22 protein-coding genes are annotated in these 22,535 nt (G+C 66.8%); 8 read left to right on the forward strand and 14 right to left on the reverse strand.

Annotation, left to right across the window (positions count from 1 at the left end; genetic code table 11):
- Positions 1 to 2: 2 nt before the first annotated feature.
- Together N5D91_RS11430 and N5D91_RS11435 are read right to left on the reverse strand one after the other, a co-directional pair.
- Positions 3 to 1,247 (reverse strand): efflux RND transporter periplasmic adaptor subunit, encoded by a 1,245-nt coding sequence (locus tag N5D91_RS11430; RefSeq protein ID WP_180854818.1) that lies wholly within the window; start codon positions 1,245 to 1,247, stop codon positions 3 to 5.
- Complete coding sequence (locus N5D91_RS11435; RefSeq protein WP_110712819.1) at positions 1,247 to 1,903, reverse strand: TetR/AcrR family transcriptional regulator; 657 nt, start codon at positions 1,901 to 1,903, stop codon at positions 1,247 to 1,249. Before N5D91_RS11435 ends, N5D91_RS11430 begins: the two co-directional genes overlap by 1 nt.
- Before the next feature lie 250 nt (positions 1,904 to 2,153).
- Between N5D91_RS11435 and N5D91_RS11440 the strand changes: the two genes are divergently transcribed.
- From N5D91_RS11440 to N5D91_RS11450, 3 genes are all read left to right on the forward strand, one after another.
- A complete protein-coding gene (locus tag N5D91_RS11440) occupies positions 2,154 to 7,130 on the forward strand; it encodes an NAD-glutamate dehydrogenase domain-containing protein (RefSeq protein WP_180854819.1) in 4,977 nt (1,658 codons plus the stop codon).
- Positions 7,131 to 7,517: 387 nt separating this feature from the next.
- Positions 7,518 to 8,291: an NAD kinase gene (locus tag N5D91_RS11445; RefSeq protein WP_032962058.1), complete on the forward strand. Its 774-nt coding sequence runs from the start codon at positions 7,518 to 7,520 to the stop codon at positions 8,289 to 8,291.
- Positions 8,292 to 8,338: 47 nt separating this feature from the next.
- A complete protein-coding gene (locus tag N5D91_RS11450; RefSeq protein WP_005417414.1) occupies positions 8,339 to 9,283 on the forward strand; it encodes a 5'-nucleotidase in 945 nt (314 codons plus the stop codon).
- Between the two features lie 168 nt (positions 9,284 to 9,451).
- Here N5D91_RS11450 and N5D91_RS11455 read toward each other — a convergent pair whose 3' ends face one another.
- The 12 genes from N5D91_RS11455 to asnS form a co-directional block, all read right to left on the reverse strand.
- A complete protein-coding gene (locus N5D91_RS11455; RefSeq protein WP_110712816.1) occupies positions 9,452 to 10,003 on the reverse strand; it encodes a DUF2939 domain-containing protein in 552 nt (183 codons plus the stop codon).
- Between the two features lie 42 nt (positions 10,004 to 10,045).
- On the reverse strand, positions 10,046 to 11,026 hold the full coding sequence (locus N5D91_RS11460) for an aldo/keto reductase (RefSeq protein WP_153855990.1): 981 nt from the start codon (positions 11,024 to 11,026) through the stop codon (positions 10,046 to 10,048).
- Positions 11,026 to 11,712, reverse strand: a complete 687-nt coding sequence (locus N5D91_RS11465; RefSeq protein ID WP_032127674.1) for a DUF2461 domain-containing protein — start codon at positions 11,710 to 11,712, stop codon at positions 11,026 to 11,028. Before N5D91_RS11465 ends, N5D91_RS11460 begins: the two co-directional genes overlap by 1 nt.
- Positions 11,709 to 13,148 carry an exodeoxyribonuclease I gene (gene sbcB / locus N5D91_RS11470; protein WP_180854820.1) on the reverse strand — a complete coding sequence of 480 codons (1,440 nt, stop codon included), beginning with the start codon at positions 13,146 to 13,148 and terminating at the stop codon, positions 11,709 to 11,711. The genes N5D91_RS11465 and sbcB overlap by 4 nt, the downstream gene beginning before the upstream one ends.
- Entirely contained in the window at positions 13,148 to 14,515 is a 1,368-nt protein-coding gene (locus N5D91_RS11475) for an NAD(P)/FAD-dependent oxidoreductase (protein ID WP_180854821.1), read from the reverse strand. The genes sbcB and N5D91_RS11475 overlap by 1 nt, the downstream gene beginning before the upstream one ends.
- A gap of 31 nt (positions 14,516 to 14,546) precedes the next feature.
- Positions 14,547 to 15,821, reverse strand: a complete 1,275-nt coding sequence (kynU, locus tag N5D91_RS11480) for a kynureninase (protein WP_110712811.1) — start codon at positions 15,819 to 15,821, stop codon at positions 14,547 to 14,549.
- 162 nt (positions 15,822 to 15,983) lie between these two features.
- Positions 15,984 to 16,505, reverse strand: a complete 522-nt coding sequence (locus N5D91_RS11485) for a 3-hydroxyanthranilate 3,4-dioxygenase (RefSeq protein ID WP_110714345.1) — start codon at positions 16,503 to 16,505, stop codon at positions 15,984 to 15,986.
- A gap of 19 nt (positions 16,506 to 16,524) precedes the next feature.
- Positions 16,525 to 17,187 carry a carbonate dehydratase gene (gene can / locus N5D91_RS11490; RefSeq protein WP_014037740.1) on the reverse strand — a complete coding sequence of 221 codons (663 nt, stop codon included), beginning with the start codon at positions 17,185 to 17,187 and terminating at the stop codon, positions 16,525 to 16,527.
- 72 nt (positions 17,188 to 17,259) lie between these two features.
- Complete coding sequence (locus N5D91_RS11495) at positions 17,260 to 17,898, reverse strand: FMN-binding negative transcriptional regulator (protein WP_180854822.1); 639 nt, start codon at positions 17,896 to 17,898, stop codon at positions 17,260 to 17,262.
- Positions 17,899 to 17,904: 6 nt separating this feature from the next.
- A complete protein-coding gene (locus N5D91_RS11500; protein ID WP_006453002.1) occupies positions 17,905 to 18,219 on the reverse strand; it encodes a hypothetical protein in 315 nt (104 codons plus the stop codon).
- Positions 18,220 to 18,226: 7 nt separating this feature from the next.
- Positions 18,227 to 18,526, reverse strand: a complete 300-nt coding sequence (locus N5D91_RS11505; protein WP_005417403.1) for a hypothetical protein — start codon at positions 18,524 to 18,526, stop codon at positions 18,227 to 18,229.
- A 30-nt stretch (positions 18,527 to 18,556) separates the two neighbouring features.
- Entirely contained in the window at positions 18,557 to 19,951 is a 1,395-nt protein-coding gene (asnS, locus tag N5D91_RS11510; protein WP_153855995.1) for an asparagine--tRNA ligase, read from the reverse strand.
- Between the two features lie 128 nt (positions 19,952 to 20,079).
- On the opposite strand from asnS, the gene N5D91_RS11515 reads away from it, so the two are divergent.
- The 5 genes from N5D91_RS11515 (at position 20,080) to rplI (ending at position 22,434) form a co-directional block, all read left to right on the forward strand.
- A complete protein-coding gene (locus tag N5D91_RS11515; RefSeq protein ID WP_006376495.1) occupies positions 20,080 to 20,418 on the forward strand; it encodes an iron-sulfur cluster assembly accessory protein in 339 nt (112 codons plus the stop codon).
- Positions 20,419 to 20,496: 78 nt separating this feature from the next.
- Positions 20,497 to 21,039 carry a CbrC family protein gene (locus N5D91_RS11520; protein WP_110712808.1) on the forward strand — a complete coding sequence of 181 codons (543 nt, stop codon included), beginning with the start codon at positions 20,497 to 20,499 and terminating at the stop codon, positions 21,037 to 21,039.
- A 160-nt stretch (positions 21,040 to 21,199) separates the two neighbouring features.
- Positions 21,200 to 21,637 carry a 30S ribosomal protein S6 gene (rpsF, locus tag N5D91_RS11525; RefSeq protein WP_049445625.1) on the forward strand — a complete coding sequence of 146 codons (438 nt, stop codon included), beginning with the start codon at positions 21,200 to 21,202 and terminating at the stop codon, positions 21,635 to 21,637.
- Between the two features lie 11 nt (positions 21,638 to 21,648).
- On the forward strand, positions 21,649 to 21,879 hold the full coding sequence (gene rpsR / locus N5D91_RS11530) for a 30S ribosomal protein S18 (RefSeq protein ID WP_002804494.1): 231 nt from the start codon (positions 21,649 to 21,651) through the stop codon (positions 21,877 to 21,879).
- A gap of 105 nt (positions 21,880 to 21,984) precedes the next feature.
- Positions 21,985 to 22,434, forward strand: a complete 450-nt coding sequence (rplI, locus tag N5D91_RS11535) for a 50S ribosomal protein L9 (RefSeq protein ID WP_014037734.1) — start codon at positions 21,985 to 21,987, stop codon at positions 22,432 to 22,434.
- Positions 22,435 to 22,535 lie beyond the last annotated feature (101 nt).

Consider the following 22,535-nt stretch of genomic DNA (forward strand, 5'->3'; position numbering starts at 1 on the left):
CGTTACTGCTTGTTCGAATCGGTGGCGGCCGGCTTGGCCGCATCGGCCGGTGCCTTGCCTGCGGCCGGTGCTGCGCCCGCCGGAGCGGCGCCGCCTGCGGCAGGCTTGCCGTTGGCGTCCTGCCCCGGGGTCCACGGCTTGGCCACTGCCGGTGCACCTTCCTTGACCTTCTGCACGCCGGCCACGATCACCTTGTCACCGGCAGCCAGGCCGTCGCTGACCAGCCAGTTGCCGTTCTGCGCGCCATCGGTCTTCACGTTCTTGCGCACGACCTTGCCGTCGGCGCCGACCACCATCACGTAGCCGCCGGTGGTGTCGCGCAGCAGCGCCTGCTGCGGCACCAGGTAGGCGTTGTTGCGCTCGCCGAGGTTGGCCTGGAAGCTGACGAAGGCGCCGGGCAGCAGGATCTGCTGCGGGTTCGGCAGCAGCGCACGCAGCGACACCGCGCCGGTGGCCGGGTCGACCGTGGTCGAGGAGAAGTCCAGCGTGCCCGGCTCGCTGTACGTGGTGCCGTCGGCCAGCTTGACGTTGACCGTGGCCTTGCCGTCGCCGGACAGCGCCAGCGCGCCCTTGGCCTGCTGCGCGCGCAGCTGGGTCAGCTCGTCCACGCTCAGCGAGAAGTTGACGTACAGCGGGTCGAGCTGGTCAACGGTGGTCAGCAGGGTCACATCGCCCTGGCCGACCAGCGCACCTTCGGTGACCTGCTGCTTGTTGGCCACGCCGCTGATCGGTGCGGTCACTTCGGTATAGCCCAGGTTGATGCGCGAGGAGGTCACCGATGCTTCGGCCTGCTTGACCGCGGCCAGCGCGGTGCGCTCGGCCGATTCGGCATTGTCCAGGTCGGCCTTGGAGACGAACTGCTGCGGGGCCAGCGAACGTGCGCGGTCGGCGGCGACCTTGGCATTGGCGTAGGTCGCGCGGGCCGAGGCCAGCTGTGCCTCGGAGGCGTTGAGCGAGGCACGCAGCGGCGCCGGGTCGATCAGGAACAGGGTCTGGCCCTGCTTGACCTGCGAGCCTTCCTGGTAGACGCGCTTGAGCAGCACGCCGGGCACGCGTGCGCGGACGTCGGCGCTGCGGAACGGCGACAGGCGGCCGACCAGCTCGCGCTGCAGCGGCAGGGTCTGCGGCTTGGCGTCGATCACGCCCACCTCCGGCGGCGGGGGCATCTGCTGTTCCGGCTTCTTGCAGGCAGCCAGAGCGACAGCAACGGCGCACGTCAAGGCAAGGGTGCGGAGTGGGGCGGTCATCAGGAGGAACTCCGGGGTTGGTTTGTAGACGGGGCCGGCGACGGCTGTGGCGCGAACGCGCGCAGGAAGCTGTCGACGGAGAACTCTGCCCAACGCCGACGCAGCAGCGCGTCATCGCGATGGGGGGTATGGAAGCGCTGTTTGTCGAAATCCTGACCGGCGATCATGCTCAGCAGCAGTTCGGCCATGAAGTGCGGGTCGTCATGCCGGAGCTGGCCTTGCATGCAAACGGTTTCAATCCATTCAGCAAGATGAAGCGTCAACGCGCCGGCACCATGCCGGTACAGCGTACGCGCCTCTTCGGGAAACTGTGACGCATCGGCGGCGATCAGCCGACAGGCCTGTCCTACGTGCGGTTGGTTGAAATGCTCCAGGAAGTCGGTGGCGAACTGGAGCAGGCTGGCACGCAGGTCGTCACTGCGGAGTGCACGAACCATGGCCCCGGTGGCGTGGCCGACATGGCGCTGCATCACCCGGCGCAGCAGTTCCTGCTTGCTGCCATAGCGCGAGTACAGGGTCTGCTTGGAACAGCCGGCATGCTGGGCCACCGCGTCCATGCTCATCTGCATGCCCTGCTGGGCCAACAGCTCGCGCACGGCATCGAACACGCGCTCATCGCGTGCGTCGAGGGCGACGGGGAGGTAGGCCGGGTTCACGCGGTGGACTATACCGTCCAGTTCAGGATTGTGGAATCGAATCGGCGTCGCCGCGTGTGTCTTCCGGTAACACGCTTTGCCGATCCTGTCGGCAGTGCTGAAGTGGGTGCCAGGACCATACCGGTGCGAACTGAATAGGCGTCTAAACCGCAGCAAACCCGAATCTACTTATTCCGTCCTGCAGCAAGGCCTTTTCGTGCGGTAGGGCTACAATTTCATTTTCCCAACTGAGCAAGCGCATCGCTCTGCCATGAAACCGCAAAAAACCGCAGCCAAGACCGTGAAAAACAAGACCAAACCAGCAGAGTCGGAGGTCGCAGTGACCGCTGGTTTCTCCCTGGAGCCGGTGTACACGGCATTGCGCAAGCGTTACCCCGCGGCCGCACAGGCCGAAGCGGTGGCCTTCGCCACTGACTTCTACAAGCGCATGGAGTCGGACGAGTTCCCGCACCACAGCGCTGAAGAGTGGGCCGCTCTCGCGGCTGAGACGCTGGAATTTGCCCGTGCCCGCAAGGCCGGCAAGGCCAACGTCCGCGTGTTCAATCCGACCGCGAAGGCCAATGGTTGGGAATCGCCGCACACCGTGCTGCAGATCGTCAACGACGACATGCCGTTCCTGGTCGACACCGTCACCATGTCGCTGGCCGAACAGGGCGTGGGCGTCCACGTGCTGGGCCACCCGGTGCTGCGCTTCACCCGCGACAAGGCCGGCAAGCTGGTCAAGGTCGGCGAGGGGGATGCCGAGTCGGTGATGCTGCTGGAAATCGACCGCCAGCCGGCCGAAGCCATGGCCGCCATCGAGCAGGCCATCAACAAGGCGCTGGACGAAGTGCGTGCGATCGTGCGCGACTGGCAGCCGATGAAGGACAAGGCACTGGCGCTGGCCGACGACCTGGGCAGCCGCCAGCTGCCGGTCGATGCCGCCTCGCGCAAGGAAGCACAGGAATTCCTGCGCTGGGCCGCCGACAACCACTTCACCTTCTTCGGCTACCGCGAGTACCGCGTCGAGAAGCAGGGCAAGGAAGACGTGCTGGCGCCGCTGAACGACACCGGCCTGGGCCTGATGCGCGGCAAGGACAAGTCCGCCGCCCGTCCGGTCAAGACCCTGGCCGCGCAGGGCCTGAACGCCACGTCCGGCCTGAAGGACGCGCTGATCCTGACCAAGACCAATGCCCGTTCGCGCGTGCACCGCGCCGGCTACATGGACTACATCGGCGTGCTGGAATTCGACGCCAAGGGCAAGATCATCGGCGAGCAGCGCTTCCTTGGCCTGTTCACCTCCAGCGCCTACAACCGTCGCCCGTGGGAAATCCCGCTGGTGCGCCAGCGCCACGAGCACGTGATGAAGCAGTCGGGCCTGGCCCCGGCCAGCCACAGCGGCAAGGCCCTGCGCCACATCCTGGAAACCCTGCCGCGCGAAGAACTGTTCCAGTCCAGCGAGGACGAACTGTTCCGCACCGCCATGGGCGTGCTGGGCCTGCAGGAGCGCGTGCGCAGCCGCCTGTTCCTGCGCCGTGACAAGTACAGCCGTTTCATCTCCGCGCTGGTCTACCTGCCGCGCGAGCGCTTCAACACCGACGTGCGCCTGCGCATCGAAGCGATGCTGAAGGAAGCGCTGCATGGCGAATACGTGGACAGCTCGGTGGTGCTGGGCGAATCGCCGCTGGCCCAGGTGCACCTGATCGTGCGCCCGAAGCCGGGTGAAATGCTCGACGTCGATACCGCCGAACTGGAACAGAAGCTGGCCCAGGTGCTGCGCAACTGGCAGGACGACCTGCGCGAAGCGCTGGTCACCCGCCACGGCGAGACCGAAGGCCTGCGCATCGCCGCCCGTATCGGCAAGGCACTGCCGGCCGGCTACATCGAAGACAACAGCACCGCGGTTGCCGCCAACGATGTCAGCCAGCTCGATGCCCTGACCGGCCCGGACGACCTGCGCCTGAGCCTGCAGGCCGTGCCGCGCGAAAGCGGTGATGGCCTGCGCCTGAAGCTGTATCGCCAGCTGGACGACATTCCGCTGTCGGACGCGCTGCCGATGATGGAAAACATGGGCCTGCGCGTGATCGCCGAGCGTCCGTACCGCCTGTCGGTCGACAACGCGCCGGTGTACGTGCAGGACTTCGAGGTCGAGTCGACCGCCGGCGCGATCGATGCCGCCAGCGTCGATGAAGCCTTCGGCGAGACCTTCGCCCGCGTCTGGCACGGCGATGCCGAGAACGACGGCTTCAACCGCCTGGTGCTGGCTGCCGGCCTGCACTGGCGCCAGGTCGCCATGCTGCGTGGCTACTGCAAGTACCTGCTGCAGACCGGCGTGCCGTTCTCGCAGGCCTACGTGGAAGGCACCTTCGCGCGCTACCCGCTGCTGGCCCGCCTGCTGGTCGAGCTGTTCGAAGCCCGCTTCGATCCGGCCACCGGCCACGAAGGCAAGGACGACATCGCTGCCGGCCAGGCCCAGCTGAAGGCGCACTTCGATGTACTGGCCGCTGGCGACGACGCCACCCTGAAGGTGCTCAAGACCGTGGTCGACGCCCGCAAGGGTGACCGCGACGCGCAGATGCAGGCCGCGCGCGATGCGCTGCTGAAGCTGATGGACCGCGTGTCCAGCCTGGACGAGGACCGCATCCTGCGCTCGTTCATGGGCGTGATCGACGCGACCCTGCGTACCAGCTACTACCAGACCGATGCCAACGGCCAGCACGGCCATGTCATCAGCTTCAAGTTCGATTCGGCGCTGGTGCCGGACCTGCCGAAGCCGCGCCCGTACCGCGAAATCTTCGTCTACGGCCCGCGCGTGGAAGGTACCCACCTGCGCTTCGGCGCGGTCGCCCGTGGTGGCCTGCGCTGGTCGGACCGTCGTGAAGACTTCCGTACCGAAGTGCTGGGCCTGGTCAAGGCACAGATGGTCAAGAACACCGTCATCGTGCCGGTCGGCGCGAAGGGCGGCTTCTTCGCCAAGACCCCGCCGGTGAACGGCGACCGCGACGCGGTCTTCGCCAACGGCGTGGCCTGCTACAAGCTGTTCATCCAGGGCCTGCTGGACATCACCGACAACATCGTCAACAACAAGATCGTGCCGCCGGTGGATGTCGTGCGCCACGACATGGACGATCCGTACCTGGTGGTGGCCGCCGACAAGGGCACCGCGACCTTCTCCGACATCGCCAACGGCCTGGCCATCGCGCACGGCTTCTGGATGGGCGATGCATTCGCCTCCGGTGGTTCGGTCGGTTACGACCACAAGGGCATGGGCATCACCGCACGCGGTGCATGGGAGTCGGTCAAGCGCCACTTCCGTGCGCTGGGCCGTGACAGCCAGAGCCAGGACTTCACCGCGGTCGGCGTCGGCGACATGTCCGGCGACGTGTTCGGCAACGGCATGCTGCTGTCGCGCCACATCCGCCTGGTCGCTGCGTTCGATCATCGCCACATCTTCCTGGACCCGAACCCGGATGCAGCCACCACGTTCGTCGAACGTGAGCGCCTGTTCACCGTGCCGCGTTCGAGCTGGGCGGACTACGATGCCAAGCTGATCAGCAAGGGCGGCGGCGTGTACCCGCGCAGCCTGAAGTCGATCGAGATCACCCCGCAGGTGCGTGAAGTGCTGGGCCTGGACGAGAACGTCAAGGCGCTGTCGCCGAACGACCTGATGAGCGCGATCCTGAAGGCGCCGGTCGACCTGCTGTGGAACGGCGGCATCGGTACCTACGTCAAGGCCGCCAGCGAGCAGCACAGCGATGTCGGCGACCGCGCCAACAACGCCCTGCGCGTGAACGGTGGCGAGCTGCGCTGCAAGGTGGTGGGCGAGGGCGGCAACCTGGGCATGACCCAGCTGGGCCGCATCGAAGCTGCCCAGGCCGGCGTGCTGCTCAACACCGACTTCATCGACAACTCGGCCGGTGTCGACACCTCCGACCATGAAGTCAACATCAAGATCCTGCTCAACGATGTGGTGCGGGCCAAGAAGCTGACCGTCGAGCAGCGCAACAAGCTGCTGGCCTCGATGACCGATGAAGTCGCCGAGCTGGTGCTCAACGACAACTACCGCCAGAACCAGGCGCTGAGCCTGATGGAGCGGATGGCGGTCAAGCGCCTGGGTTCCAAGCAGCACTTCATCCGTACGCTTGAACAGCAGGGCCTGCTCGATCGCCAGATCGAATTCCTGCCGTCCGACGCCGAGCTGTCGCAGCGCAAGGCACGCGGCCAGGGCCTGACCCGTCCGGAACTGTCGGTGCTGCTGTCCTACTCCAAGCTGGTGGCGTTCGCCCAGCTGCTGGATTCGGACATCCCGGAAGATCCGTACCTGTCCAAGGAACTGCAGCGCTACTTCCCGACCCCGCTGCAGAAGAAGTACGCCGACGCGATGGAGCGTCACCGCCTGAAGCGCGAAATCATCGCCACGGCCGTGACCAACCAGACCATCAACCGCATGGGCGCCACCTTCCTGATGCGCATGCAGGAAGACACCGGCCGCTCCATCGCCGAGGTCGCCAAGGCCTACACCATCAGCCGTGAAACGCTGGATGCGCGCGCGCTGTGGGCACAGATCGATGCCCTCGACGGCAAGGTGCCGGAGTCGGTGCAGATCGACGCACTGGAAGTGATCTGGAAGCTGCAGCGCTCGTTCGTGCGCTGGCTGCTGTCGCGCCCGGGTGCGATGCCGGGCATCACCGAAGCGGTCAACCGTTACCAGGGTCCGTTCAACGACATCCGCGTTGCGTCGGGTGTGCTGCCGGATTCGCAGCGTCCGACCTACGAAGCCCTGGTGGCCGAGTGGAAGGAAAAGGGCCTGCCGTCCGCCCTGGCGCAGCAGCTGGCCGAACTGCACTTCCTGGAGCCGGCGTTCGACATCATCGAGCTGGCCCGTACCCGCAAGCTGAAGCCGGTGGACGTGTCCAAGGTCCACTTCCGCCTGGGCGATGCCCTGCAGCTGCCGTGGCTGTTCGAGCAGGTCGACGCGCTGGAGGTCAATGGCCGTTGGCACGCCGTGGCACGTGGCGTGCTGCGTGACGAACTGGCGGCCAACCACCGCAACCTGGCCGGCCAGGTGCTGGGCACCAAGGGCAGCAGCGCGGAAGCCAAGGTCGCAGCCTGGATGGGCCGTGACGACAACAGCCTGCGCTTCACCTTGGCGATGCTGGCCGAACTGGCCGAGCAGAAGACCCTGGACTACCCGACCGTCTCGGTCGCCGTCCAGCGCCTGGGCCAGCTGGCCGCGCATGGTGCGTAAGCGCATTCGCGCTGACGCCCCACGGTTTGCTCTGCAAACCGTGGGCCCCATGCCAACCATGCTCCCAGACCCCCGCGCCGTTGGCGCGCCCCCCTGACTCAGGGGGGGCTCCTGATCTGCAGCAGTTGGAGGAACGGCCCCGCGAAAGCGGGGCCGTTCTGTTTCTGCCTTTGGCCTTTTGCGACCACCTGTCCCGACGCCGGCTGTGAACCTGCCAGGTGGATGACCGGCATATCCGCCGGGACCGTGAGCGCCATGGATGGCGCGATCGAGCCCCCAGGGATGGGTTTACGGCGTGTCCCGGCGAATATGCCGGTCATCCGCCCCGCGCGGTCCAACCCCCGGCGCTCGGTTATGCTCTTCATCAGTTTCCTCCCGGATCCACCGATGAGCGACACCCCCCGCATCGCTTTCCTGGCCAGCGCCACCGAACCTGCACAGATGGCCCGCGCCGCGATGGTCTCGCGCTATGGCGATCATGCGCCGGAGCAGGCCGACGTGCTGTGTCCGCTGGGTGGCGACGGCTTCATGCTGCAGACCCTGCATCGGCATGGTCACCTGGGCAAGCCGGTGTTCGGCATGAAGCTGGGCACCGTTGGTTTCCTGATGAACCAGTACCGCGGCGACGACGACGTGCAGGCCCGCATTGCCCGTGCCGAACCGGCCAACCTGCGCCCGCTGGAAATGGTGGCGCTGACCGAGTCGGGCACCAGCACCGGTTCGCTGGCCTACAACGATGTGTCACTGCTGCGCCAGACCCGGCAGGCCGCGCATATCGGCATCGACCTCAACGGCCAGGAACGCGTGGCCGAGCTGATCGGTGACGGCGTGCTGGTGGCCACCCCAGCCGGCAGCACCGCCTACAACTATTCCGCGCACGGACCGGTGCTGCCGCTGGGCTCGCATACCATCGCGCTGACGCCGTTGGCCCCTTACCGGCCGCGACGCTGGCGCGGGGCGATTCTCAAGGCCGACACCGAGGTGCGTTTCCGAGTGCTTGATCCGTACAAGCGCCCGGTCAGCGTTACAGCGGATTCGCACGAGACCCGCGACGTGGTCGAGGTGACCATCCGCGAGTCGAAGGACCGCCGCGTGACCCTGCTGTTCGACCCGGAGCACAACCTGGAAGACCGGATCCTGAGCGAACAGTTCGTTTTTTGACGACAATAGGCGGCCGGCCCCGCCGACCGCTTGAAGGACCCCCACCGATGGGCGACAACTCCCCCCGTTTGCTGACCGTCGCGGTGACCTCGCGCGCCCTGTTCGACCTCGAGGAAAGCCACGCGCTGTTCGAGAGCGATGGCGTGGCGGCCTATGCCGAATTCCAGCGCCAGCACGAGGACGATATCCTCGGCCCCGGCGTGGCCTTCCCGGTGGTGCGCAAGTTGCTGGCGCTGAACCAGGGCGCCAGCCCGGAGAACCCGCGGGTCGAGGTGATCCTGCTGTCGCGCAATTCGGCCGATACCGGCCTGCGCATCTTCAATTCGATCCAGCACTACGGCCTGGGCATCATCCGCGCGACGTTCACCGCCGGCGAGCCGACCTGGCCGTACGTGAAGCCGTTCGGCACCGACCTGTTCCTGTCGGCCAACCCGGAATCGGTGCGCAGCGCGCTGCGCCATGGCATTGCGGCGGCGACCATCCTGCCCAAGCCGCCGGGCGAAACCGCCGCCGCGGCGGCCGATCAGATCGATACCGGTCGCCCGGCCGGTCAGCTGCGCATCGCCTTCGACGGTGACGCCGTGATCTTCGGTGACGAGAGTGAGCGCATTTCGCGCGAGCAGGGCGTGGAAGCCTTTGGCCGCCACGAGCGCGAGCGGGCCCGCGAGCCGCTCAGCGGCGGGCCGTTCCGTGGCTTCCTGTCGGCGTTGCACACGCTGCAGGAAGTGTTCCCGGCCGGCGACAGTGCGCCGATCCGTACCGCGCTGGTCACCGCGCGATCGGCACCGGCGCATGAGCGGGTGATCCGCACCCTGCGCGAGTGGGGCGTGCGCCTGGACGAGGCGCTGTTCCTCGGCGGCCGCCACAAGGGGCCGTTCCTGCAGGCGTTCGGTGCCGACATCTTCTTCGATGATTCGCAGCACAACATCGACAGCGCCCGCGAGCATGTGGCCGCCGGCCACGTACCGCATGGTGTCGCCAACGAGGGGTAGGGTCTGGTAGTTGCCAACCTGGGTTGGCGCCGTCCTGGATCCATGCCCACCAAGGTGGGCATCTACCAGAGCGCCATGCCCCGGTAGTCGCCAACCTTGGTTGGCGCGCATCCGTGCCCACCAAGGTGGGCACCTACCGAAAGCAGCGCCATCGAAGGGCATGACCCGTCACGGGCTGCCGGACATCCCCAGCTGCAGGTCCACCACCTTCCAGCGCAGGCCCTGCGGTTCCAGCACCACCTTTAAGGGGGGCTGGCCGGGGCCGCGATCGACGTCGATCACGAAGCGGTCCAGCGCTTCGAAATGATGTTCGGCGTGCTTCAGCGGCCGCGCGGGTTCGGTCGGGCCGAAGGCATCGCCGCCCTGCAGTTCATTGCGGCCACGCTTCCACAGCACGTGGCCCTGCAGCATCGCGCCGATCCCGGTCGGGGTCACCATGGTGTCCACCGCGGCACCACCAAGCTGGTCGCCCAGCCCGTACAGCAGGGCACCGAACGGGCTGGCCGCCACATCCGGGCCGGCCTGGCGCACCAGATAGTCATTGAGCTGCGCGCGCAGGCTGCTGCGCACGCGCGGGAAATCGACGTAACGCTCCAGGCGCGCGGTGTCGCGCTGTTCGATGGCCTTGGACAGGCCATTGACGGTCATGTACGGGCCGCCGAACCACCAGGCGGCCAAGGCCAGGACCAGCAGCACAACGAGTGCGGTGAGTTTCTTCATGCCGCCCAGACTGCCGCAACCGCAGCAGCATGGGGTGAAGACTCAATGACTGGGTGATCCGCCGCCATCACCGAAGGCGCTCACCAGCTGTTGGCGTTCGGCTGCGGTCAGTGCCTCAAGCCGCGTCGCCAGAACTTCGTCCAGGCTGCCGGTGCGGGTGGTGCCCAAGATGCCACTGGCTACGCCGGGATGGCCGAGCGCGTAGGCAAACGCGGTCTGGGCCGGGCGCTGGCTGCGGATGGCGGCGAGTGCCTTCCGCATATTGCGTGCGCTGCGCATCAGTTGACGGCTGCTCGGCTTGAGCCAGGCCCTGGCCAGGTACCAGGCATCCGCCGGTCGTGGCAGGCGCGGGCGTGGTGGCAGCAGATGGCCCTGCGCCAGCACGGTGCCGGCCAGCACGCCGATGCCCACCGCATGCAACTGGTCGATGAGGGGTTCACGGTCCTGCTGCAGGGCGTTGTAGTCCAGAAGCACCACGTCGAACAGCATGGGATGGTCGATCATCCAGCGCAGGGTCGATGCCGTGTGCGTATTGATGCCGGTGTGCCGGATCAGCCCGCGTTCGCGCAGGCGTTGCAGTGCGGCCAGCAGGTCATCGTTGATGTCGTGCTGGCTGGCACCGTGCAGCTGGTAGATATCCAGGTAATCCAGGCCGAGGTTGCGCAGCGAGGCCTCGCAGCTGGCGGTGATGGCTGCCGGCGAGAAATTGCGTTGCTCGGCGCCGCTGACGCCGGCCTGGCCGGTCAGTGTGCCGCCCTTGCTGGAAATCACCAGCGACTCGCGCGGGTATCGTTTCAGCAACGGGCGCAGGATGCGGCCCAGTCGCGGCTCGGCGTGGAAACCGGAATAGTTGTGGCCGGTGTCCAACAGGTTCACGCCCTGTGCCAGTGCATGCTCGACGACGAGCGCGGCCGACTGTTCCGGGAAGCGGCGATGCCCCCAGAAGCCGGAACAGCCCAGGCCCACCGGCGAAACCGCCAGGCCGGTGCGGCCCAGCGTGCGGCGTTGCTGTGCCAACGGCATCAGAACTCCAGGTCCAGCGCCGCGCACAGATAGTCGACGAACGGGCCGAGCGCAGCCAGGTCCTTGCCCAGCGTGGACAGCAGGCGCGGGCCGGTCATGGTGGCGTCGTCCAGCGAGCGCCACATCACCCAGTTGCGGTGCTTGAGGTCATCGATGAATTCGAAGTCGGCCGGGAAGCCGCGCGGCGGCCGCACCAGCTTTTCGCTCTCCTCGAAGTCGAAGCGCTTGCGCAGGGCCGGTGCATGCGCGGCGGCCTTCCAGCTGCCGGGGTTGTCGAGGATGAAATGGCGCACGCGGCGCTGGGTCTCCGGTTCCGGATGCCACAGGCCGGCACCGACGAAGCTCTCGCCTGGCTGCAGGTGCACGTAGAACGAGGGCGCGGCCACCTCGCGGCGGCGCTCATGGAACAGGCGTGCACCCTGCCAGGTCTTGTACGGGGATTTGTCGTTGGAGAAGCGCGCGTCGCGATGGATGCGGAACAGCGAGCCGCCGACGCCGCGGGTATCGGCGCGGAAGTGGTCGCTGACCTCGGCCAGCGCCGGCTGAAGGTCGCCCAGCAGGCGCAGGAACGGCTGCCGCACGTGGTCTTCGTACTGCTGGCGGTGGTCGTTGAACCATGCCTTGTCGTTATGCCGCGCCAGACTGCGCAGGAACTTGAAGCTGGCGTCCGAGAAATAGGTACTCACAAGGTCTCCTGCAGGTGCTGGCCCCAGTCGCGCAGCGATTGCAGCAGGGCCTGGCGCCGCGCATCGTCGGGCGCTTCGGCGGCCAGTGCATCGAGCTGCTGCTGGTACTGGGGCAGGTTGAGTTCGCCCAGCCCGCCGTCTCCGAGCAGGCGCTGGCGGCGGTAATCCTGCCAGCGCTGGCGTTCAGCCGGCGCGAGGCTGTCGGGATGATTGCGCGCGCGGTAGCGGAACAGCAGCTCCGGCAGGCGCGGGTCGCGGAAGCGGCCTTCCAGCGCGGCCAGCTGCTCCGGTGCGGTGGTGCGTGCCAGCGCAAGCAGCGGCTTGTCGCCATTGCCGAGGAAGCCGTCGTAGAGCGAGGCATCGACGTCGGCCACGGTGGCGGCGCGGGGCTGGTTGTAGACCTGCCGGGCCTTCTCGGCCAGCTGCGGGGCGAACGCGCGCAGGCGTTCCACCTTGGCCTCGATCGCGGCCACGTCCAGACCGAGGCGTGCGTGGTCATCGGCGCGCAGGTGGTTCCAGGCGATCAGCGCCGGCACCTTGTTCAGGTGCACTTCCTTCAGCGGCACCCGCGCCACGCCTTCGGGCAGTTCACTGGCGCGCATGTACAGGCGCTGTGCGATCACCTCGGCCGGCAGTTCCAGCAGGTCGTCGATCTCGCCATCCAGGTCGAACACGATCACCCGGTTGTTGATGGTCGGGTGCGTGGCCAGCGGCAGCACCGGGGCCGCACACAGGCGACTGGCCGGGTAGCGCATGGAAATGTGCAGTACCGGCTTCATCGCGGCCACGTCCAGCAGGCTACCGACGAAGCGCTTGTCACGCAGCTTCAGTGCGTAGTCCCACAGGCGTGGCTGCGACTGCTTGAACAGCCGCGCCATGCCGATGGTGGCGCGCACGTCGGACAGCGCTTCGTGCGCATCGCCTTCGCGCACGTTGTTGGCTTCGGCCAGGTGTTCGAGCTTGAACGAGGTGGCGCCATCCTCGCGCAACGGCCACTGGATGCCATCCGGGCGCATGGCGCGCATCAGCCGCAGCATGTCCAGCAGGTCCCAGCGCGAATTGCCGTTGCGCCACTCGCGTTCGTATGGGTCGTGGAAGTTGCGGAACAGCCCGTAGCGTACGAACTCATCGTCGAAGCGCAGCGTGTTGTAGCCCAGCGCACAGGTGCCGGGGCGCGACAGCTGCTCGTTGATGCGATCGAAGGCTTCGGCCTCGCTGATGCCCTCGGCCAGTGCCTGCTGCGGGGTGATGCCGGTGACCAGGGTGGCCATCGGTGAGGGCAGCAGGTCATCGGCCGGGCGCACGAAGAAGCTGACCGGGGTGTCGATTTCGTTGAGGTCGGCGTCGGTGCGGATGGCGGCGTACTGCGAGATGCGCGTGCGCCGTGGGTCCTGCCCGAAGGTTTCCAGGTCGTAGAACAGGAAGCTGTCAGCCATCAGTGCGCGCCCTCCAGGACCGGCAGCTGGGCGTGGATCTGTACTTCCAGTGCGGCCCAGTCGATGTTGCCCAGTGAATCGTGACCTGCGGTGGCCGCCACCAGCATCTCGCGCTGGAGATCAGTGCGGCGCAGCGCTTCGGCGTACGGCGTGTGCAGGAAGGTGACCATCGTGTAGTGCGGTACGAAACGGGTCGGCCAGCGCCGCTGCAGTTCCTGCTCCAGCTCGCGCTGCAGCAGGAAGGCGGGATCGGCCACGCGGTCACGCATCTCCAGGTAGTTCTCCAGTGCCATCTGCTGGATGGCACGTGCATTCGGCTTGCGCTCGGCTTCGAACGCGGCGAACGCGCCTTCCAGATCATCCGCCTCCATCAGGTGGCGGGCCAGCGCAACGCAGTCCTCGAACGCGCAGTTCATGCCCTGGCCGTGGAACGGCACCATCGCATGCGCGGCGTCGCCGATCAGCACCGCGCGGCCCTGCTGGTGCCAGCGTTCCAGGGTGAGCGTGCCAAGCAGGCCCGGTGGATGCTGCTCCCAGTCCGCGCGCAGGTTCGGGATCAACGGCAGGGTGTCGGCGAACTCGCGCGCGAACAGCGCCTCGGCCTGCGCCCCGGTATTGACCGTGGCGAAGCTGGGATCGCCCTGGTTGGGCAGGAACAGGGTGACGGTGAAGGTGCCTTCGTGGTTGGGCAGGGCGATGCACATGTAGTGGCCGCGCGGCCAGATGTGCAGCGCATTGCGCTCGATGCGGAAGCTGCCATCGGCAGCCGGCGGGATCTCCAGCTCCTTGTAGGAGTGGTCGAGGAAGGCGATGTCCTCGCCCAGCGGCGCGCGCCGGTTCATCGCCGCACGCAGTGCCGAACCGGCACCGTCGGCACCGATCAGGGTGTCGAAACGGATGTCGTGCGGGCTGTCGTCACGGTCATCGATGAAGCGTGCGTAACCCGCATCGAAATCGACGGTGTGCAGGCGGCGATGGAAGTGCACGGTGGCGCCAGCCTGTTCGGCCAGCTCCAGCAGCGTGGTGTTCAGGTCGCTGCGGTGGATCGACCAGATCACTTCGCTGTCGTCGCGGCCATAGCGCTGCAGCTGCGGCTCGCCGTCGCGTGGATGCACCATGCGCCCGCGCATCATCACCGCACGTGCCATCACCTCGTCTTCCACGCCGGCCTGGCGCAGTGCGTTGCGCCCACGCTCGGCCAACGCCAGGTTGATCGAGCGGCCGCTCTCGTAGTCGGCCACGCGCGGATCGCCGCGGCGTTCGTACAGGGTGATGCGCCAGCCCTGGCGTGACAGCAGGATGGCCAGCAGGGACCCGGCGAGGCCGGCACCGATAATGCTCAACGAGCGGGAAGCATGTGCGATCAACGAACTGTCCAGCAGTAGGGGAGGGGCCGACTTAGAGGCCGGCCCAGGCTTCCACTTCCTCGACGAAGTGGTGCACGTCCAGGTAGCGGTTGTAGAGCGGGGTGGGCGAGATGCGGATCACGTCGGGTTCGCGCCAGTCGCCGAGCACGCCGATGCCGCGCAGATGCTCGAACAGCGCACGGCCGCGCTCGCGGCCACCGATCACGCGCAGCGACAACTGGCAGCCACGGCGCTGCGGCTCGGCCGGAGTGATGATGTCCAGCACGCCGGACAGGCGCGCACGGACCAGTGCTTCCAGCATGCCGGTCAGTGCCAGCGACTTGCTGCGCAGCGCCTCCATGCCGGCGCGCTCGAACAGGTCCAGCGAGGCGCGCAGCGGCGCCAGACCGAGGATTGGCGGATTGCTCAGCTGCCAGCCTTCGGCACCGATGGCCGGCGTGAACTGCGGTGCCATCTGGAAGCGGGTGGATTCCTCATGGCCCCACCAGCCGGCAAAGCGCGGCAGGGTGGTGTCGCGGTGATGGCGCTCGTGGACGAAGGCGCCGGCAACCGCGCCCGGGCCGCTGTTCAGGTACTTGTAGTGACACCACACGGCGAAATCAGGGGCCACGTCATGCAGGCGCAGCGGCAGGTTGCCGACCGAGTGCGCCAGGTCGAAGCCGATGCGTGCGCCCTGCAGGCGTGCGGCGCGGGTGATCGCATCGAGGTCGAAGGCCTGGCCGGTGCGGTACTGCACGCCGGGCCACAGCACCAGCGCCAGGCGCGGGCCGTATTCGGTGATGGCGCCCTCGATGGCGTTCAGCGAGATCGTTCCATTGGCTTCGTCCGGTTGCACTTCCACCAGGCATTCGGCCGGGTCGAAGCCATGGAAGCGGATCTGTGCTTCCACTGCGTGGCGGTCGGTCGGGAATGCGCCGGCTTCCATCAGGATCACCGGACGCTCGGCCGTCGGCCGGTAGAAGCTGACCATCATCAGGTGCAGGTTCACGCTCAGCGTGTTCATCGCCACCACTTCGCTGGGCAGCGCACCGACCACGCGGGCCAGCTGCGCGCTCACCAGGCGGTGGTAGGACAGCCACTGCGTGGGGCCGGTGAAGTGGCCTTCCACCGCCAGCTCGCCCCACTGCTTCATCACTTCCTGCACGGCCGCCTGCGCGCCACGCGGCTGCAGGCCCAGCGAGTTGCCGACGAAGTAGGTCTGCTCGCCGCCACCATGGCGCGGAATCAGGAATTCATTGCGCAGCGGGCGCAGTGGATCGGCGGCGTCCAGGGCAATGGCGTGGGTGCGGCTGAGCAGGTCGGACATGGTCGGGCAACAGGCTGCAACGGGATCGCCAGTGTAGCGCCTGGGGCATGGCCCGGTAGCTGCCAACCCAACGCCGGTGCCGCATGGCCCGGTAGTCGCCAACCTTGGTTGGCGCACGTACAAGCAAGCGCCCACCAAGGTGGGCAACTACCGTTCGATGGCTCAGCCCACCGCTGGCACCGGCAGTGGATCCACGTGCCCGCACTCGCTGCAGGTACGCAGTTCCAGGCTGGCGTGATAGCGCGCGAACACCTTGGGCAGGTCGGTCTCGATGTTCTGCAGCGGGAAGAATTCTTCGTGCAGCTTATGGTTGCAGCGCTCGCAGTGCCAGATCACGCCGTCCATCTCATGCGGCAGGCGCTTGCGCTCGACCACCAGGCCGACACCGCCGGGCGGGCGCCGCGGCGAGTGCGGCACCTTTGCCGGCAGCAGGAAGATCTCGCCGGCGCGGATCGGAATGTCGCGCACCGCGCCGTCTTCCTGCACCTTCAGCACCATCTCGCCTTCGAGCTGGTAGAACCACTCCGGGCCTTCGTCGTAGTGGTAGTCGGTACGCGAGTTCGGCCCGCCCACCACCATCACGATGAAGTCGCCGTTATCGATCATCTTGTTGCCCACCGGCGGCTTCAGCAGGTGGCGGTTTTCTTCGATCCAGGCGTGCAGGTTGATCGGCGAAGCGAGCATGGTGGTCATCCGTCAGGGATCAGTCGCGCTTGCCCTTGCGCGGGACGTAGGACAGGGCCTTTTCATACGCAGGCTGCAGCTCTTCCTGCGAACCGACGTCGATGCCCATCTCGCGCACGCGTCCGTCCTTCAGGCTGTAGACCCAGCCGTGCACCATCAGCTTCTGGCCGCGGGCCCAGGCGTCCTGCACGATGGTCGAGCGGCACAGGTTGGCCACCTGCTCGATCACGTTCAGTTCGCACAGGCGTGCGTGCTTGAGCTCGTCGGTCTCGATCGCATCGAGGATGCCGGTGTGCTTCTGCATCACATCGCCCACGTGGCGCAGCCAGTTGTCGGCCAGGCCGACGCGTGTGTTGTGCAGGCAGGCATGCACGCCGCCGCAGCCGTAGTGGCCGACGATCAGGATGTGCTTCACCTTCAGCTGGTCCACTGCGTACTGCACCACGCTCAGGCAGTTCAGGTCGGTGTGCGCGACCACGTTGGCGACGTTGCGGTGCACGAACACTTCACCCGGGGCCATGCCGATGATCTGGTTGGCCGGCACGCGCGAATCGGAACAGCCGATCCACAGGTACTCGGGGTGCTGCTGCTTGGCGAGCTGGTGGAAGAACTCGGGGTCTTCCTTCTCGATGCGGTCGGCCCAGTCGCGGTTGTTCTGCAGCAGTTTGTGGATGTCTTTCATGTATGGGTCCCTGGCGTCGGGTGGGGGCGCGCCGCAACCATCCGGCTGCGGCGCTGCGGGAATCTGGGGCGTTCAGTCGCTGCGGGCGGCCTGTTCGCGGTGCCAGCGCATCCACTGCGCCAACTCGGTGGAAGCGGGGGTGCCCAGCTGTTCCAGCTCGGCGATCACGGCGCGCTGGTTCGCATCGGGATGGTTCTGGCTCAGCTTGAGCTTCAGCTGCACCTGTTCGACCTGGAAACGGAAGCCGACGATGGCGCGCAGCTCCGGGCCATGCTCGGCACGCGTGGGATCGAAATGCCAGGCCTGTCCGACACTGGCTTCGAAGCGGTCGCTGATCGCGCCGACCAGTTCGGCCAGCGCCTCGGTATCGTCGAAGGCCTGCAGCTGGCCACGCAGCTCGGCGGCGGCGTAGTTCCAGGTGGGTACCCGCGCAGCGGGTTCCTTGTCCGGATACCAGCTGGCCGAGACGTAGCCATGCGGACCATCGATCAGTACCTTGGCCGCGCCGCGGTGGCGCGACTGCGGGTTGGCGCGCGCCCAGTGGCCGCGCAGTTCGATCTGGTCGCCGTCACGCCGGTACAGCACCGGCATCCGGGTCAGCTCCGGCAGGCCATCGCTGCCGGGCGTAAGCACGGTAACGAACGGGTCGCGCGCCAGCAGGCGGTCCAGCCAGAGCAGGTCGGTCTCGGCGAAGGCGCGCGGGGTGAACATGCAGGGTCAGGCGCGCCCGCCCAGCGACTGGATCATGCGGCCGCGCAAGCCTTCATCGCTGTCGGCCTGCGGCGGCTGCACTTCGTGCAGGCTGAAGCCGCGCACCAGCGCGTCTTCCTCGTCCAGGCCGTCGTACTCGACGAATTCGGCGTCGAACAGCTGCGAACGCGCGGTGTCTTCGCTGTCATAGCTCAGCGTGTTGCCATCGCTGTCGAGCACTTCGGCAGTGCCGGCCGGGCGCACGCGCAGGCGCGCCCAGATCAGGGTGTTGCCGAGGCTGGCCAGCCACCAGCTGTCGCGCGAGGCGGTGATGTCATTCATGGATGTGTTACCAGAGCGAGGCCAGCCAGAGCAGGGCGGCCATGCCCAGTCCGGCCAGCAGGGTCAGCAGCGATACCCAGGCCGGCGTCGCCAGCCCGGACAGCGAGCGGTCCGGCTGCTGGCGATAGTCACGGCGCAGCAGCCAGGCCAGGGCATCGGGCTTGAGGAAGGCACCGCTGCCGAAGCGCTCGGCGAGCGCCGGATGGCGATCGCGTACGTGCACCAGGGTCAGCGGCCAGAAGATCACGAAGGCACTGAACCCGGCCACTGCAACGCCGACGAAACAGAGGGCGAAGAACAGGGTCATGGGAGCGGTACCTCCGTGGTCGTGTGGGGCTTAGAAGTCCGCGCTGCCCGGGGCGCGCGGGTAGGGGATCGCATCGCGGATGTTGGACAGCCCGCAGACGTACACCACCAGGCGTTCGAAGCCCAGGCCGAAGCCGGCGTGCGGCACCGAACCATAGCGGCGGAAATCGCGATACCAGCTGTAGTGCTCACGATCCAGGCCGAACTGGGCCATGCGCGCGTCCAGCACGTCCAGGCGCTCTTCGCGCTGGCTGCCGCCGATGATCTCGCCGATGCCCGGGGCCAGCACGTCCATCGCGGCAACGGTCTTGCCGTCGTCGTTCAGGCGCATGTAGAAGGCCTTGATGTGCTCCGGATAGTTGGTTACCACCACCGGGCGGCCGACGTGTTCTTCGGTCAGCCAGCGCTCGTGCTCGGTCTGCAGGTCCAGGCCCCATTCGACCGGGAAGTCGAACTTCCTGCCGGACTTCTGCAGCAGGCTGACCGCATCGGTGTAGTCGATGCGCTCGAACGGCGCATTGATGAAGTCTTCCAGCTTGGTGATCGCGTTCTTGTCCACGCGCTCGGCGATGAAGGCAAGGTCGTCGCCACGCTCGTTCAGCACCGCGCGGAACAGGTACTTCAGGAACTCTTCGGCCAGGCGCGCGTCTTCGGCCAGGTCGGCGAAGGCGATTTCCGGCTCGATCATCCAGAACTCCGCCAGGTGGCGGGTGGTGTGGCTGTTCTCGGCGCGGAAGGTCGGGCCGAAGGTGTAGACCTTGCTCAGCGCCAGGCAGTAGGCCTCGACGTTCAGCTGGCCGGACACGGTCAGGAAGGTTTCCTTGCCGAAGAAGTCGCGGCTGAAGTCGATCGCGCCCTTTTCGTCACGCGGCAGGTTCACCATGTCCAGGGTGGACACGCGGAACATCTGGCCGGCGCCCTCGGCGTCGGAGGTGGTGATGATCGGGGTGCTGATCCAGTTGAAGCCGTTCTCGTGGAAGAAACGGTGCACGGCCTGGGCCAGGCAGTTGCGGATGCGGGTGACCGCGCCGAACAGGTTGGTGCGCGGGCGCAGGTGCGCCACTTCGCGCAGGAACTCCGGCGACATCGGCTTGGGCTGGATCGGGTAGGTGAGCGGGTCTTCGACCCAGCCGACCACGTCCAGCGTGCTGGCCTGGATCTCGAATGACTGGCCCTTGCCCTGCGACTTCACCAGGGTGCCGGTGGCGATGACCGAGCAGCCGCTGGTCAGGCGCTTGATCTCGTCGAAGTTGGCCAGGCTGTCGCCGGCCACGACCTGGATCGGCGCGAAGCAGGAGCCGTCGCTCACATTCACGAAGGCCAGATTCGCTGAACCGCGCACCGTGCGCACCCATCCGCGTACCGTGACTTCGCCGCCTTCCGGGATCTTCCCGGCAAGCGCATGTTCAACGCTGACCACCGTCATGACTTGAATCCTCTGCTGATCGACTCGATCTGTGAACACGGGAGTTTACCGGTTGCAGCGTTCTGCTTGCGAGGCATTTTTCGTGGCAACGGCTCCTTATAATGTCCCCGTACCTCTGGAGTAGCCCCATGGCCGTCAGCCTGACCCCCATTGCCTTCGAGCGCGTGCAGCGCTTTGTCGCCCAGACCCCCGGCGCGCTGGGCCTGCGTTTCGGCGTGACCAAGACCGGTTGCTCGGGCTGGGGTCACATCACCGACCTGGCCCGCGACGAGCGCGAGGGCGATACCGTGTTCGACCAGGACGGCGTGAAGATCTATGTCGATGCCAAGAGCCTGGCGCTGGTGGACGGCACCGTGATCGACTTCGGCAAGCACGGCCTGAGCGAAACGTTCACGTTCAGCAACCCGAACGCCACCGCCGAGTGTGGCTGCGGTGAAAGCTTCACCACCGACGCCGACAAGGCCTGAGGGCTGGTTCTGGCGTCCGCCGGGCATGGCCGGGCGGTGGTAGATGCCGACCTTGGTCGGCAGGGAAGGGATCCACGGATGGAACGACCGCTTTTCATTTATCACCCCAACGCCTACGCCCTCTCCTTCGAAGAGGTCGACGGGGTCTGCGACTGCTGCGGTCAGCCGCGCACACTGCGCTACCGGGGGCCGTTCTACTCCGTTCTGAGCCCCGATTACCTGTGCCCCTGGTGCATTGCCGATGGCAGGGCAGTGGCCAGTTACGAGGGTGAATTCACCGGCTGGAGCGATATCGAGGGGGTATCCCCGGATCCGGCCGATCCGCCGCCGACCATCGCCCGCGAGCTGCTGCTGGAGATCTGCGAGCGCACCCCGGGCTACTCGTCCTGGCAGCAGTCGGTCTGGCTCAGCCATTGTGAGCGGCCCTGCGCCTTCCTCGGTTACGCCGGTAGCGAGGACCTCCAGCCCATCCTCGACGAGGTCCGGCCCGACGTGGTTGAGGTCAACCCGCGCGACGCCGACTGGGTGCTGGAACACCTGAGCCGGGACGGGGAGATGATTGGCTGCCTGTTCCAGTGCCTGGAATGCGGCCAGCACCGCCTTCATGTGGATCTGGGGTAGCCCGGTTCAGGTTGCCCTGTGGCCCGCCGGTTGCCCGGCCACCCCATCTGCGCCATAATGTGCGGCTTCCTGCCTTCCTGGCGGGAATCCTTGCCCCACCGCGGTCTCAACGGCGGGGGGCTGTCCGGCCGCGAGGCCACATCCGAAAGGTAGAAAAAACATGAGTCGTCATTACGAAATCGTGTTCATGGTCCACCCGGACCAGAGCGAGCAGGTCCCGGCCATGATCGAGCGCTACAAGTCGCTGGTCGAGAACGGCAACGGCACCATCCACCGTCTGGAAGACTGGGGCCGCCGCCAGCTGGCATACCCGATCCAGAACCTGGTGAAGGCCCACTACGTGCTGCTGAACATCGAAGCCGACCAGGCCGTGCTGAACGAGCTGACCGAAAGCTTCCGCTTCAACGACGCCGTGCTGCGCAACCTGGTCATCAAGCGTGACGAGGCTGACACCGAGCAGTCGCTGATCATGAAGAGCAAGGACGAGAAGGGTGACAAGCCGGAGCGCGGTGAGCGCCGTCGTCGTGACGACGAAGAAGGCGAGTCCACCACCACCGCTGACAACGAAGCCGGCGACGACGCCGCTTCCGCCGCCTAAGGAGCCTTCCCATGTCCAAGTTCTTCCGTCGCCGCAAGTTCTGCAAGTTCACGGCTGAAGGTGTGAAGGAGATCGACTACAAGGATCTCAACACCCTGCGCCAGTACCTGACCGAGAACGGCAAGATCGTGCCGAGCCGCGTCACCGGTACCAAGTCGAAGTACCAGCGTCAGCTGGCGACCGCTGTCAAGCGCGCTCGCTTCCTGGCCCTGATCCCGTACACCGACAACCACGACGTCTGATGCCCGGCGGGGCGGCCCGGTGCCGCCCCCGCTGTGCCAGCTATTCGGACAGCCTTTGTTGCGGGGCATCGCCTCGCTAACGAATAACTTATCTGGAGCAATACCATGCAGCTGATCCTCCTGCAGAAAGTCACCAACCTCGGCAACCTGGGCGACCTGGTCGACGTGAAGCCGGGCTACGGCCGTAACTTCCTCGTGCCGCAGGGCAAGGCCGTTCCGGCCACCGAGAGCAACAAGGCCGAGTTCGAAGCCAAGCGCGCCGAATACGAAGCCAAGGCCCAGGCCATCCACGCCGACGCTGACGCCCGCAAGGCCAAGCTGGAAGGCGCGAGCGTGACCATCCCGGCCAACGCTTCGACCGAAGGCAAGCTGTACGGCTCGGTCGGCGCCCGCGAAATCGCCGATGCCTTCACCGCTGCCGGCCTGCCGGTCAGCAAGAGCGAAGTCATCCTGGGCGAAGGCGCCTTCCGCAACATCGGCGAATACGACGTGCTGGTCCACCTGCACGCCGACGTCGAGACCACCGTCAAGGTCGTCGTCGTCGCCGAAGCCTGATCCCACGCCGCAAGGCCTGGCATCACCGCAGAACGGGCGCCCGCAAGGGTGCCCGTTTTGTTTTATGGCCCCGTTTCGTGGCGTCGGGCCACGTCCGGACG

The organism is Stenotrophomonas sp. GD03794 (assembly GCF_029842145.1).
Lineage (GTDB): Bacteria > Pseudomonadota > Gammaproteobacteria > Xanthomonadales > Xanthomonadaceae > Stenotrophomonas > Stenotrophomonas riyadhensis.

Coding starts and splice junctions, on each gene's coding strand:
- N5D91_RS11430 (WP_180854818.1), bottom strand. CDS start 1,247: ATGACCGCCCCACTCCGCACCCTTGCCTTGACGTGCGCCGTTGCTGTC.
- N5D91_RS11440 (WP_180854819.1), top strand. CDS start 2,154: ATGAAACCGCAAAAAACCGCAGCCAAGACCGTGAAAAACAAGACCAAA.
- N5D91_RS11445 (WP_032962058.1), top strand. CDS start 7,518: ATGAGCGACACCCCCCGCATCGCTTTCCTGGCCAGCGCCACCGAACCT.
- N5D91_RS11450 (WP_005417414.1), top strand. CDS start 8,339: ATGGGCGACAACTCCCCCCGTTTGCTGACCGTCGCGGTGACCTCGCGC.
- N5D91_RS11455 (WP_110712816.1), bottom strand. CDS start 10,003: ATGAAGAAACTCACCGCACTCGTTGTGCTGCTGGTCCTGGCCTTGGCC.
- N5D91_RS11460 (WP_153855990.1), bottom strand. CDS start 11,026: ATGCCGTTGGCACAGCAACGCCGCACGCTGGGCCGCACCGGCCTGGCG.
- sbcB (WP_180854820.1), bottom strand. CDS start 13,148: ATGGCTGACAGCTTCCTGTTCTACGACCTGGAAACCTTCGGGCAGGAC.
- kynU (WP_110712811.1), bottom strand. CDS start 15,821: ATGTCCGACCTGCTCAGCCGCACCCACGCCATTGCCCTGGACGCCGCC.
- N5D91_RS11485 (WP_110714345.1), bottom strand. CDS start 16,505: ATGCTCGCTTCGCCGATCAACCTGCACGCCTGGATCGAAGAAAACCGC.
- can (WP_014037740.1), bottom strand. CDS start 17,187: ATGAAAGACATCCACAAACTGCTGCAGAACAACCGCGACTGGGCCGAC.
- N5D91_RS11495 (WP_180854822.1), bottom strand. CDS start 17,898: ATGTTCACCCCGCGCGCCTTCGCCGAGACCGACCTGCTCTGGCTGGAC.
- N5D91_RS11500 (WP_006453002.1), bottom strand. CDS start 18,219: ATGAATGACATCACCGCCTCGCGCGACAGCTGGTGGCTGGCCAGCCTC.
- N5D91_RS11505 (WP_005417403.1), bottom strand. CDS start 18,526: ATGACCCTGTTCTTCGCCCTCTGTTTCGTCGGCGTTGCAGTGGCCGGG.
- asnS (WP_153855995.1), bottom strand. CDS start 19,951: ATGACGGTGGTCAGCGTTGAACATGCGCTTGCCGGGAAGATCCCGGAA.
- N5D91_RS11515 (WP_006376495.1), top strand. CDS start 20,080: ATGGCCGTCAGCCTGACCCCCATTGCCTTCGAGCGCGTGCAGCGCTTT.
- N5D91_RS11520 (WP_110712808.1), top strand. CDS start 20,497: ATGGAACGACCGCTTTTCATTTATCACCCCAACGCCTACGCCCTCTCC.
- rpsF (WP_049445625.1), top strand. CDS start 21,200: ATGAGTCGTCATTACGAAATCGTGTTCATGGTCCACCCGGACCAGAGC.
- rpsR (WP_002804494.1), top strand. CDS start 21,649: ATGTCCAAGTTCTTCCGTCGCCGCAAGTTCTGCAAGTTCACGGCTGAA.
- rplI (WP_014037734.1), top strand. CDS start 21,985: ATGCAGCTGATCCTCCTGCAGAAAGTCACCAACCTCGGCAACCTGGGC.